Source organism: Williamsia sp. z34 (assembly GCF_059553395.1).
In genome coordinates this window covers 507,065-518,619 of record NZ_JCANWW010000003.1, presented here as the reverse complement: position 1 = coordinate 518,619, position 11,555 = coordinate 507,065, and the positions used below count along the sequence as shown (strand labels likewise).

Here is an 11,555-nt window from a genome sequence, read left to right as displayed (position 1 = left end):
AGATAACAACAGCATCACGAGTTTCACGCCACGCCGGGCGAGGTCGTGGACTTCGGGCCGCACAAAAGACACGATTTGCCGGTCTAACAAGTCGAAGGGGAAGTCGACGTTGCGCCGGACGCCCGCTTTGGCGTGCCTACACACACGTCGGTGATGACCAGCTCGACCAGTGCGACAAACAAGGAGAACTACGTGCGCTATCGCCGCCCCAAACCCTCGATCGTCCTGGGCACTGTTGCCGCCGTCGTCGTCGCGAGCCCGGTCGCCATCCTGGTCGGAGGCAGTGCGCCGAGCCTCACCGTTGATCCCGGTGATGCGCCCGTCGCCCAGTCGGTCACGCCGACAACCATCAACCAGGTCAGCCTGAACGATGTCCCGACACTCGTTCTCAACCTGGTGAAGTCGGGCCTGGCGGATGTGGGCGTAACGCTCCCGCCGATCGACATCTCCGGGATCGACCTGCCGGACATCCCGCTGGAGATCCCGGGCGGCATGATCCCGACCGATCTCCTCCCGTCGACCACCGCTCCTGCCACCACGGTGCCCGGCAGCGCGGTGCCCGAGACCACCACGGGCCCCGAGGGCACCACGCCCCCCGGTGGCGCACCCGCCGAACCGGCCGTCCCCGAGGGCGCGCTCGTCAAGGAGATCAGCCAAGACGAGCCCTTCTCCATGGTCGGACTGACCTGGGAGGGACTGGCCGAGACCACCGCATTCATCCGCGCAAAGCAGCCCGACGGGTCCTGGGGCCCATGGCTGTCCGCCGACAAGATCGACGGCATCAGCGACAAGGATCCCGAAAAGCAAGGCACCGAACCGATCTGGATCGGCAAGGCGAACGTCATCCAGGTCGCCGTCACGAACAACGGCGTCGCCGCACCCGGCGCCGCGCCGGCCGACCCTGCTGCCGGACCATCCGGAACCGAGCCGTCGGCGACCTCCACATTCACCACACCACCGGTACCGCAGCGAACCGACACCTCGATCCCGACGTCGACCGTCGCCCCCGGCGAGATCGCGCCCCGCGTGTTCACGCCCGAGGAACAGCCACTGTTGACCACCACCGGAGCACCGCAGCAGGACCTGCTGCAGCAAGCCCTGTCGTCGATCAGTGCAGCGTTGATCTCACCCGGGACAACCGCGCCAGCCACCGACGGCCAGACCCCGGCCGCCGCAATCGTGCCCCCGGCCGCGCCGGTGCTTCCCGGTGTCCCGCAGGTGATCTCCCGCGCCCAGTGGGGTGCCGACGAATCGCTGCGTTGCTCGGAGCCGACCTACGACGACGCACTGAAGGACACGATCGTCCACCACACGGCCGGCTCGAACGACTACACGCCCGAGCAGTCCGCAGAGATCGTCCGCGGCATCTACGCCTACCACGCGCAGACGTTGGGCTGGTGCGACATCGGGTACAACGTGCTCGTCGACAAATACGGCCAGACCTTCGAGGGCACGGCAGGCGGACTCGACAAAAACGTCCAGGGCGTCCACGCCGGCGGGTTCAACGAGAACACCATGGGACTGTCGCTGATGGGCAACCTCAACGAGGTGCAACCGAGCGCCGAGATGATCAACGCGGCCGGAACCTTCCTCGGATGGAAGCTGCGACTGGCCGGACTCGATCCGAACGGACAGAGTTCGCTGGTCTCCATCGGATTCCCCGGTGGCCTGTACGCCGCAGGTGAAACGGCAACGGTGCCGATGATCTCCGGCCACCGCGACTTCTACAACACCGATTGCCCCGGCCAGTTCGGCTACGACGCGCTGCCGCAGATCCGCGCGATCGCAGCCGGCAACGGGCAGCTGCCGACCGCCAATCCGGAGGTCCTGTCGACCACCGACACCGGCGCCATCGCCCAGCAGTGGATGACAACCGGTGGTCCCACCGGTGAGCTCGGCAACGCGACAACCACCGAGCAGACCACCCCGGACGGCACCGCCAAGTACGTCGACTTCGAGAACGGCAAGATCTACTGGTCGCCGGACACCGGCGCACAGGTGATCAAGGGCGCCATCGCGACGGCTTGGGCGGCACTGGGATTCGAGACCGGATCCCTGGGACTCCCGACCTCCGGTGAGACATCCGGACCGCAGGGCATCAGCCAGACGTTCCAGGGCGGCACGCTGATCTTCAACCTGATCACCGGCATCGTCGAGGTCCTGCGCGTCTACATCGACGAGTTCAACAACAGTTACAACGAGCAGCGCGGCCTGGCGACCACCGCACCGCCTGCCTGATCCGAGAATCCGCGCCATCTGCCTTCGTGCGCGCCGGTTGCAACCGGTGCGTACGCAGGCAGGTGGCGCGGATTTCCTTTTTGCTCAGAACCAGCGGGACAGCACCTGGCCCACGCCACCCAGGTTGTTGTCCGGCGCGATCTCATCGGCCGCATCGATCGCCGCCTGATGTCCGTCGACCATCGCGAAACCCCGTGTCGCCCAGCGCAGCATCTCGATGTCGTTGGGCATGTCGCCGAATGCGATCGAGGCGTCCACCGGTAGATCGCGAAGGCGCGCGAGTATCTGGAGACCACTGGCCTTGCTGACCCCGGGCGCCGCGAGTTCGATCAAGCCGTTGTCGGTGGAGTACGTGACGTCCGCGAGATCGCCGACGACCGCTGCCATCCGGCGGGCCATCTCGTCGCTGGTCATCTCCGGACGACGCACCAGCATCTTGACCGCATCCTGCGACAGCACATCGGCTTCACTCATCTCGATGTGATCGGGATTGAGCCAGGCGTGCTGATAACCGGCCGTCGCCACGAACGGTGGCGTGGCGGCGTCGTGAGCACTCTTGCCGACCCTCTCCACCGCCAGTCCACATCCGGGAATCTGCTGATAGGCCAGTTCGGCCAACTTCTCGAGTACGGGCGCACCGAGAGTCTGCGAGTGCAGGATGCGGTCGGTCGCGACGTCGTAGACGATCGCACCGTTGGCGCACACCGCATACGGTTCGACGTCGAGCTGATCGGTGATCTCGGCGATCCATCGGGGCGGACGGCCGGTTGCGATCACGAAGGTGGCCCCGGCGGACGTCGCCTTGTTGATCATCGAACGCACCAGTTCGGGTACCAGGTTGTTGTCGTCGATGAGCGTGCCATCGACATCGCTGGCGATCAGTGTGGGCGGGCCTACGAACTCCGGGGACGGCATTTGATCCATTTTGCCTTTTCGTCGACCGGGCGGCAGAGTCGGCACCACCCACCGCGCGCGGGCACCTTGTCCGGTCCGACGAAATCGAGCTGCAACCACTGCACTTTGACCAGCGATTTGGCCGCTGTTTCGAGCGCTCGAAATACCGGTTCCGTGGCGGACAGCCTGATTCAGCGTCCCGAATACGTGTCCGATTCGCGCGACGTCGCGCACCTGATCCATCGTGTGTTCGGCACTACAGCGGCATCCCCACGGGACGTCCGCGCCGCGGACATCAACTGTGCAAATATGAACAAGGTCGGTTCAGGAGGAGCCGCCATGCTCAGCTGACACACCGCACCAAGGGGTTTCGATGGACTCGATCGACCGACAGTCGAATCACACCCGCGTAGACAACGATCTACCCGCAGGCACCGGACTGACGATCGCCGCCGACCGCAACGGCGGACTGGTTGTCCTCACCGTGCGTGGGAGCATCGACATACTCACGGCCCCACAGTTGTCCGACGCCGTCGGCGAAGCGATCAGCGGGGTCCCCACCGGGCTCATCATCGACATCTCGGCCGTCGACTTCCTTTCCTCTGCAGGCATGACCGCACTGGTCGCAGCACACGAGAACATCGCACCCACCGGACGTCTGGCCGTCGTCGCCGACGGACCTGCGACCGCCCGGCCCATTCATCTGGTCGGGCTGGACGAGACCGTGACCATCTACGCCACTGTCGACGAAGCGGTAGCCCAATTGGGTGAAGAACGCCGCAACGATCCCTATACCGCATAGAACACTTCCGCCCTGGGTAACACCGAAGGGTGGATGGTGACCGAACCATGACAAATCTGCCGATCGAGGATCCGCAGCTCGCGTTCACCGACGTGACTGCGGATCCGGCGTCGGCAACCCGCCTTCGTCAACACCTGGCGAGCTGGTTGCACGCCGAGGTGCCGGAAGCGCAAGACCACGCCGACGCGATCACCCTGGCGGTCTACGAAGCCCTGGCCAATGCCGTCGAGCACGCGTATGTCGACGCCGCCCAACCGGGCACGATGAATTTGCGCGCCACCTACAACCGGTATGACTACCTGCTCAGCGTCACGGTCCAGGACCACGGCCAATGGCAGGAAGCCATGGCATCGTCGACCGCGGGGTTACGCGGGCGAGGAATCCCCCTGATGCAGGCCCTCTCCGATCACCCGCGGATCAACCCGACCGCGTTCGGCACCACCGTCATCCTGGAATGGAATGTCGGACGCGACTCTTCGCGACCTCAGCCTCCGTAACCGGCCTCGGTCCGCGCAGCTCGTTTGGCAGCCTTCTCGGCCTGCTCATCGGCGTCCATCCGGTTGGCTTCCTCCAGCGTCGGGGCACCGCCACCGAGACGGGCCGGAACCCAGAACTCGCCCTGCGGATGAGGACCGTACGAGTCTTGGATTTCCAGCAGCAGTTCGCTCATCACCCGGTGCAGTTCTGCGGTGACCGCCACCGGATCACCTTCGGCGTCGATGGGCTTGCCCACCCCGATCGAGATGGGGATGTTGGTCCGGCCCAGCCGCTTGGGATGCCCCTTGGTCCAGACCCGTTGAGCTCCCCAGACAACGGTCGGCACGATCGGGACGCCTGCCTCGTGCGCCATCCGGGCCGCGCCCGACTTCAATGCCTTGATCTCGAAACTGCGGCTGATGGTGGCCTCGGGGTACACACCGACCAGTTCCCCATCGCGCAGATAATCGACCGCGAGCCGATAGCTTTCGGCGCCGGCGCCACGATCGACCGGGATGTGGCACAGACTACGCATGATCGGTCCACTGATCTTGTTGTCGAAGACTTCTTTCTTGGCCATGAACCGGACCTTGCGCTTGCCCTGCAGGAAAGCGGGGAGTCCGGCGTAGGTGAAGTCGAGGTAGCCCGTGTGATTGATCGCGATCACGGCGCCGCCGGTTTTTGGCACATTCTCGACTCCGGTTACCGTGAACGTCAGGCCTTCGGCCGCCCAGAGCGAACGGGCCAGGGCAATGACTGTGTCGTAGACCGGTTCCATCCCGCGAGCTTAGCGTTGGCCGGCAGGCGGTCCACCCCATCCGGTCGTTACCCTGGGGACCGCAGCAAGAGCACCACAATTTTGGAGGCAGTACGTGCAGGTCACAAGCATTGGACACGCAGGATTCCACATCCAGACGACAGCGGGTTCCATCCTGTGTGATCCATGGGTCAACCCCACATACTTTGCGTCGTGGATCCCATTTCCGGACAACAGTGAGCTGGACTGGAAGGCGCTCGGCGACTGCGACTACCTGTACGTCAGCCATCTGCACAAAGACCACTTCGACGAGCAGAACCTGCGCGACAACGTGAACAAGGACGCAACCGTCCTGCTCCCCGATTACCCGGTGCCCGATCTGCGACGGGCGCTGGAAGAACTCGGCTTCCACAAGTTCGTGGAGACCGAGGACTCGGTGAAGACCACCGTCACCAATGACAAGGGCAGCCTCGACATCATGATCGTGGCGCTGCGCGCACCTGCGGACGGCCCGATCGGCGACAGCGGGATCATCGTCTCCGACGGCCAGACCACCGTGTTCAACATGAACGATGCCCGGCCGATCGACCTGGACGTCATCACCGAGCAGTTCGGCCACATCGACGTCCACATGCTGCAGTACTCGGGCGCCATCTGGTACCCGATGGTCTACGACATCCCGAAGCGTTCGAAGGCCAACTTCGCGGCCCAGAAGCGACAGCGCGGGATGGACCGGGCGCGCTCGTACATCGAGCAGGTCGACGCGACCTGGGTCATTCCCTCCGCGGGCCCCCCGATGTTCCTGGACGAGGAACTGCGATACCTCAACGACATCGAGAACGACCCGACCAGCATCTTCCCCGATCAGGAAACCTTCCTCGATCAGATGAAGGAACACGGCACCGACGACGGCGTCAAACACCGCGGGCTGATGATGGTGTCGGGGTCCACCGCCGAGTTCACCGGTTCGCAGCTCGATGAGATCAGTCATCCGTACCCGCCGGAGCAGGTCTTCGGCAAGAACAAGGCCTCCTACCTCGACAAGATGGCGGTGAAGTTCGCCCCGGTCATCGCCGCGCAGAAGGCCACCTGGGCGCCGGCCGAGGGCGACCCGCTGCTCGCGCCGCTCAAGTCCCTGTTCGAGCCGATCATGGCGCAGAGCGATCAGATCTGCGACGGGATCGGCTATCCGGTCGGACTCGTCATGGGCGATGAGACCGTCGTCCTGGACTTCCCCAACCGCACGGTCCGTGAGCCCAAGGAGAACGAGGGCAAGTACCGATACGGCTTCCGGATCGCGCCCGAGTTGGTCCGAACCGTCCTGCGCGACAACGAACCCGACTGGGTGAACACGATCTTCCTCTCGACCCGCTTCACCGCATGGCGCATCGGTGGGTACAACGAATACCTCTACACGTTCTTCAAGTGCCTGACCGACGAGCGAATCGCCTACGCGGATGGGTGGTTTGCCGAGGCGCACGACGACTCATCGTCGATTGTGAAGGAAGGCTGGGAGATTCAGCGACGCTGCCCCCACCTGAAGGCAGACCTGAGCAAGTTCGGCGTCATCGAGGGCGAGAAGCTGACCTGCAACCTGCACGGCTGGTCGTGGGATCTGCGCAGTGGCCGCTGCCTGACCTCCAAGGGTCACGAAATCCGCAGCAGCAAGGTCGAGTAGCCGGCAGCTCCGACAACGCCGGGGAACTCTGGTTCTGAGACGACCCGCAGGGTGTTTGATCGACTCGACATCGGGGTATGGCGATCGGGTGTCCTCATTCTGGCGTGACCGAATCGATGTCCAGACGCCCTCGACAGCGGTCACAGATACCCGCTACGAGTACGTCGTTGTCGGTGGCGGGATCACCGGCCTGGCCACTGCACTCCTGCTGTCGCAGGCGGGTTCATCGGTAGCGGTGCTGGAAGCCCGACATCTGGGTTTCGGTGCCACGGGTAACACCACCGCGAAACTCAGCGTGCTGCAGGGCACCAGGCTCTCGAGCATCTCGGACAAGCACACCACCGATGCCGTCAGGCACTACGTGCACGCCAATCTCGATGCACAGCGATGGCTGCTCGACCTGATGCAGGACAAGGGCGTTCCGTTTCAGCTCAGGGACGCATACACCTACGCCCAGACCGACAAGGGCATCGAGGCCGTCGAAACCGAGTTCCGGGTGGCGCGCAGAGCGGGCCTTCCGGTCCAACGTGTGGACAGACTCGACACGGCGTTCCCGGCGTTGTCGGCCGTGGTCTTGAAGGATCAGGCCCAGTTCGACCCGATGGATGTGGTGGCGCTCCTCGCCGGCGAAGCCCGATCGCACGGTACCGACATCTTCGAGGGCATCCGGGTGCGGTCGGTGGGCAGCGATCGCGGTGACCAGGTCTTGGACACCGAGCAGGGCGACGTCCGGGCGGGCACGGTCATATTGGCAACGGGTATACCGATTCTTGATCGCGGTGGTTACTTCGCACGCCTGCATCCCGAACGGTCCTACGCTGCTGCCTTCGACGTGTCCGAGGAGATCCCCACCGGAATGTATCTCTCTGCCGACCAGCCGTCGCGGTCGGTGCGTTCCGTTCCGACGGCCGACGGCGAGGTGTTGCTCACGGGCGGGGCGGGCCATACCGTCGGCCGAACCCGATCCGAACAAGCGCTGGTGGACGAACTCATCGAATGGACCACGCGATCATTCCCGACCGCTCGGCTCCGGGCTCGTTGGTCGGCACAGGATTACGTCTCCATCGACGAACTTCCCTATGTGGGACCACTTGTCCCCGGGAACGACAACATCATGGTGGCCACGGGTTACGCCAAATGGGGGATGTCGAACGGTATCGCGGCCGCGCTCATGTTGTCCGGCATCTTCCATGGAGACCGGAAGCCGTGGGCGAATGCGTTGAATTCTTCTCGGTACCAACAGCTTTCAGGAATCCCCACCGCCGCGATGATCAACGGGGCCGTCGGCGTGCACATAGTCAAGGGGTGGGCAGGTGCCGCTATGGCAGGTTCACCGGGGCCACCGGATCCGGCCGCCGAGGGCACGGGAGAAATTCGCCGGGAAGGAACACATCCGGTCGGGGTCTGCACCGTGGGCGGGCGCCAACACCGCGTGTCGGCCATCTGTCCGCATCTGCACGGGATCTTGAAGTGGAACGATGCCGAATCGTCCTGGGATTGCCCGCTTCACGGATCGCGTTTCCGTCATGACGGCGAGATCATCGAAGGACCCGCCACCTCACCTCTGCGTCGACTCGACTGAACGTCGCTCCGAGGCCGGGGGGCTATTTCGAGAGTTCGATCGCAACCAGACGTCCGCCGTTGTCGACGGGACCTTCGTGAACGGTGACGAAGTTGGTGAGGGTCTGGAGGACATGCCATCCGAAGCCCGTTTGCGGCAAGGTTTTCGCCGCCGGCACCCACGACTGCACCACCGCACGGAATTCCCGCTGGGAAGTGGTGAACCCCACAGTGAGTTCGGCTTCCGGTGCGGCACAGCCGATGATCGACGACGCCGCCTCATCGACCGCCAGTTTGATGTCGGCCACCTCGTCGAGCGAGAAATCCGCGAGCACGGCCAAGGTCTCGGCGATGGCTCGTACCATCGGCACCTGGGACTCATCGGCTCTGACCCGGATACTCACCGGAGTCACGGCGATCCCGTCGATGTCCATAACGTCACCCACTACGTTTGTCCCCCTTTGCCAGGCAGGTTACCCCGCGCGGCTTGATGTATCCGTTTCAACACTGCGACAACCCTTCCGTCACTTCAATGCACGTGTACCCATGACGTTGAATGCCAATCACTGCGCCCATCCCAACCGCGCTCAACCCAGCAGCGAACCGATGTCGGTCTCGCTGGACCCCAGCTCTTCGCGGAGCTTCTTCAACGTGCTCGACAGGATTCGCGAGACATGCATCTGCGATATCCCCATTTGTTTGGCGATCTCGGTCTGCGTTTGAGAACCGAAGAACCGGAGCACCAGAATTCGGCGTTCCCGTTCCGTGAGTTTGGCCAGGGCAGGCCGGATCATGACGTAACTCTCGACGTGAGAGTACTCCGGGTCCTCCTCGCCGATCGTCTCGAGTAGGGGCGCACCGATCTCGTCGTCCGCCGCGCCGGAATCGGTCGAAAGTGCTTGATACGCACCCCTGGCGAGCAACCCTTCCGTCACCTCGGCAGCGTCGATCCCGAGTTCGGCCGCGATCTCACTGGCCGACGGTGAGCGACCCAGCCTGTGCGACAAATCTTCCGACGCGTCGTTGATCGACTTGTGAAGTTCTTTGAGGCGCCGCGGAACTCGTGTCGCCCAGGCCGCATCGCGAAAGTGCCTACGCACTTCGCCCATGATCGTCGGCACGGCGAACGAGACGAACTCCGAGCCGTGTTCCGGGTTGAAGCGATCAACCGCGTTCACCAGACCCAGACGGGCAACCTGCACGAGGTCATCGTGATTTTCGCCGCGTCCACCGAAGCGACGTGCGATGTTCTCGGCCAACGGCAGACAACGTGTGATCACGTCGTCGCGGAGACGGCTGGTCTCAGGGGCGTCAGAATCACCCGCTCGGAGCTGCTCGATCATGCCGACAACATCCGAATAGTCGTCTGAAGCGCGGGCCTTTGATTCAGATCGGTCCAATACTGTCCCATCCACACAATCGTCTTCTCACTCGCCGGGCTTACCCGGTGAGAGTGAGTCTCAAACACCACTCTGCCATCCCTGGCGCCGACATCGACATCGTGATTGCGCCAGGCGCTCGAGGGGTACCTGCCGAGCGGGGGCGGATGACCTGGAGTTCGCCGAGAAGGAGCCAATATGAGAGCAGTGACATGGCAAGGCAAGCGCGATGTGCGCGTCGAGACCGTGCCGGATCCGAAGATCGAAGAACCGACGGACGTCATCATTTCGCTGACGACGACCAATATCTGTGGATCAGATCTTCATCTCTATGAGATCTTCGGACCGTTCATGACCCCCGGAGACATCCTCGGGCACGAACCGATGGGAAAGGTGGTCGAGGTCGGCTCAGCGGTGAAGAACCTGTCCGTCGGGGATCGGGTCGTCATCCCATTCCAGATCGCCTGTGGCACTTGCCACATGTGCAACCATCAACTACCCACCCAGTGCGAGACCACACAGGTGACCTCTCAGGGGCGGGGGGCGGCCCTGTTCGGCTTCTCCAAGCTCTATGGTCAGGTGCCCGGCGCCCAGGCGGAATACCTTCGTGTCCCGCATGCGGATTTCACGCACATCAAGGTGCCGGAAGGTCCGTCGGATTCGCGGTTCGTGTATCTCTCCGACGTATTGCCCACCGCGTGGCAATCGGTTGAGTACGCCAACATCCCCGACGGTGGCTCGGTCACAGTCCTGGGCCTCGGTCCGATCGGTGACATGGCGGCCCGAGTGGCAGCCCACAAGGGCTACCAGGTCACCGCGGTCGACCTCGTTCCCGAGCGCCTCGAACGGGCCAGGGCACGCGGTATCGACACCATCGATCTTTCAGAGAATGACAACATCGCCGAGATCATCCGTGATCGGACCGATGGCCGGGGAACCGATTCCGTCATCGACGCGGTCGGTGCGGAAGCACACGGTGCGCTGGGGGCCAAGGTGATCCAGGCGATGACCGGCATGCTGCCGGACGCCATCGCCCAGCCGCTGTTCAAGACTGCCGGCGTGGACCGTCTCAGCGCGGTCTACACCGCCCTCGACGCGGTGCGGCGTGGCGGCACCGTTTCACTGATCGGGGTCTACGGAGGCGATATGGACCCACTCCCGCTCGGAACAATGTTCGATAAGCAGATCACGATGCGGATGGGACAGGCCAACGTCAAGCGGTGGGTGGACGACATCATGCCGCTCCTCACCGACGACGATCCTTTGGGCGTGGACACCTTTGCCACACACGAGCTATCTCTGGAAGAGGCGCCGCACGCCTACGAGATCTTCCAGAAGAAGCAGGATGGAGCCGTCAAGATTCTTCTGAAGCCGTGACCTGCGGCAGCCCGGAGGTGGTCAACGCGGCACGTCGTCGCGCCGCGTTGACCTCGGCGTATCGCACCAGAAATGCTCGTTCGTCGAGCTTCTTACGCCGCAACCAGCCGGTGACCTCGTCGTTGCATTTACTGGCATTGCAGGAGCCGCAGGCCGGCGCGATGTTGTCGATCGTGTAGCGCCCGCCCCTCGATATCGGCAGGACGCAATCGCGTTGCAGCGGCTTGTCGGTCGCACCGCAATAGGCACAGCCGCCCCATGCGTCCTTCAACTCGGCCCACTGCTCGGGGCTCAGGTCATGCTCGACGGCATCCATCCGCCGCTTGCGCTTTCGCGCATGTCTGGCCTTGCGACTTCGATTGACCGGCACGGGGTCGATCCTAATGTGGTCGC

11 protein-coding genes are annotated in these 11,555 nt (G+C 63.7%); 6 read left to right on the top strand and 5 right to left on the bottom strand.

Going from position 1 to position 11,555, the window contains the following annotated elements:
- The first annotated feature begins 153 nt into the window (after positions 1 to 153).
- Positions 154 to 2,238 carry an N-acetylmuramoyl-L-alanine amidase gene (locus AC51GT_RS11165; RefSeq protein WP_496324561.1) on the top strand — a complete coding sequence of 695 codons (2,085 nt, stop codon included), beginning with the start codon at positions 154 to 156 and terminating at the stop codon, positions 2,236 to 2,238.
- 84 nt (positions 2,239 to 2,322) lie between these two features.
- Here the strand turns inward: AC51GT_RS11165 and AC51GT_RS11160 are convergent, their stop codons facing one another.
- Positions 2,323 to 3,153, bottom strand: coding sequence for an HAD family hydrolase (locus tag AC51GT_RS11160; protein WP_496324560.1), 831 nt, complete (start codon positions 3,151 to 3,153; stop codon positions 2,323 to 2,325).
- A gap of 352 nt (positions 3,154 to 3,505) precedes the next feature.
- Here AC51GT_RS11160 and AC51GT_RS11155 point away from each other — a divergent pair, with 352 nt between their 5' ends.
- Both AC51GT_RS11155 and AC51GT_RS11150 read left to right on the top strand, forming a co-directional pair.
- On the top strand, positions 3,506 to 3,934 hold the full coding sequence (locus tag AC51GT_RS11155; RefSeq protein ID WP_496324559.1) for an STAS domain-containing protein: 429 nt from the start codon (positions 3,506 to 3,508) through the stop codon (positions 3,932 to 3,934).
- Between the two features lie 47 nt (positions 3,935 to 3,981).
- Entirely contained in the window at positions 3,982 to 4,431 is a 450-nt protein-coding gene (locus AC51GT_RS11150) for an ATP-binding protein (protein ID WP_496324558.1), read from the top strand.
- On the opposite strand, the gene AC51GT_RS11145 is transcribed toward AC51GT_RS11150, so the two are convergent.
- Positions 4,419 to 5,189 (bottom strand): lysophospholipid acyltransferase family protein, encoded by a 771-nt coding sequence (locus tag AC51GT_RS11145; protein WP_496328781.1) that lies wholly within the window; start codon positions 5,187 to 5,189, stop codon positions 4,419 to 4,421. The genes AC51GT_RS11150 and AC51GT_RS11145 overlap by 13 nt on opposite strands.
- Positions 5,190 to 5,283: 94 nt before the next feature.
- On the opposite strand from AC51GT_RS11145, the gene AC51GT_RS11140 reads away from it, so the two are divergent.
- Entirely contained in the window at positions 5,284 to 6,846 is a 1,563-nt protein-coding gene (locus AC51GT_RS11140; protein WP_496324556.1) for a Rieske 2Fe-2S domain-containing protein, read from the top strand.
- An 88-nt stretch (positions 6,847 to 6,934) separates the two neighbouring features.
- The gene (locus AC51GT_RS11135) at positions 6,935 to 8,428 is read left to right on the top strand and encodes an FAD-dependent oxidoreductase (RefSeq protein ID WP_496328780.1); all 1,494 of its coding nucleotides are present in this window, start codon (positions 6,935 to 6,937) and stop codon (positions 8,426 to 8,428) included.
- Positions 8,429 to 8,450: 22 nt separating this feature from the next.
- Here AC51GT_RS11135 and AC51GT_RS11130 read toward each other — a convergent pair whose 3' ends face one another.
- Positions 8,451 to 8,840: an ATP-binding protein gene (locus AC51GT_RS11130; RefSeq protein WP_496324632.1), complete on the bottom strand. Its 390-nt coding sequence runs from the start codon at positions 8,838 to 8,840 to the stop codon at positions 8,451 to 8,453.
- A gap of 153 nt (positions 8,841 to 8,993) precedes the next feature.
- Positions 8,994 to 9,749 (bottom strand): SigB/SigF/SigG family RNA polymerase sigma factor, encoded by a 756-nt coding sequence (locus AC51GT_RS11125; RefSeq protein WP_496324554.1) that lies wholly within the window; start codon positions 9,747 to 9,749, stop codon positions 8,994 to 8,996.
- A gap of 234 nt (positions 9,750 to 9,983) precedes the next feature.
- On the opposite strand from AC51GT_RS11125, the gene AC51GT_RS11120 reads away from it, so the two are divergent.
- Positions 9,984 to 11,162, top strand: a complete 1,179-nt coding sequence (locus AC51GT_RS11120) for a zinc-dependent alcohol dehydrogenase (protein WP_496328779.1) — start codon at positions 9,984 to 9,986, stop codon at positions 11,160 to 11,162.
- On the opposite strand, the gene AC51GT_RS11115 is transcribed toward AC51GT_RS11120, so the two are convergent.
- Positions 11,140 to 11,532, bottom strand: coding sequence for an HNH endonuclease (locus tag AC51GT_RS11115; protein WP_496328778.1), 393 nt, complete (start codon positions 11,530 to 11,532; stop codon positions 11,140 to 11,142). The two genes, AC51GT_RS11120 and AC51GT_RS11115, sit on opposite strands and share 23 nt — an antisense overlap.
- Positions 11,533 to 11,555: the final 23 nt, after the last annotated feature.

Bases quoted from the DNA above. Each gene is read 5' to 3' on its own strand.
- AC51GT_RS11165 (WP_496324561.1), top strand. From the start codon at position 154: ATGACCAGCTCGACCAGTGCGACAAACAAGGAGAACTACGTGCGCTAT.
- AC51GT_RS11160 (WP_496324560.1), bottom strand. From the start codon at position 3,153: ATGCCGTCCCCGGAGTTCGTAGGCCCGCCCACACTGATCGCCAGCGAT.
- AC51GT_RS11155 (WP_496324559.1), top strand. From the start codon at position 3,506: ATGGACTCGATCGACCGACAGTCGAATCACACCCGCGTAGACAACGAT.
- AC51GT_RS11150 (WP_496324558.1), top strand. From the start codon at position 3,982: ATGACAAATCTGCCGATCGAGGATCCGCAGCTCGCGTTCACCGACGTG.
- AC51GT_RS11145 (WP_496328781.1), bottom strand. From the start codon at position 5,189: ATGGAACCGGTCTACGACACAGTCATTGCCCTGGCCCGTTCGCTCTGG.
- AC51GT_RS11130 (WP_496324632.1), bottom strand. From the start codon at position 8,840: ATGGACATCGACGGGATCGCCGTGACTCCGGTGAGTATCCGGGTCAGA.
- AC51GT_RS11125 (WP_496324554.1), bottom strand. From the start codon at position 9,749: ATGATCGAGCAGCTCCGAGCGGGTGATTCTGACGCCCCTGAGACCAGC.
- AC51GT_RS11120 (WP_496328779.1), top strand. From the start codon at position 9,984: ATGAGAGCAGTGACATGGCAAGGCAAGCGCGATGTGCGCGTCGAGACC.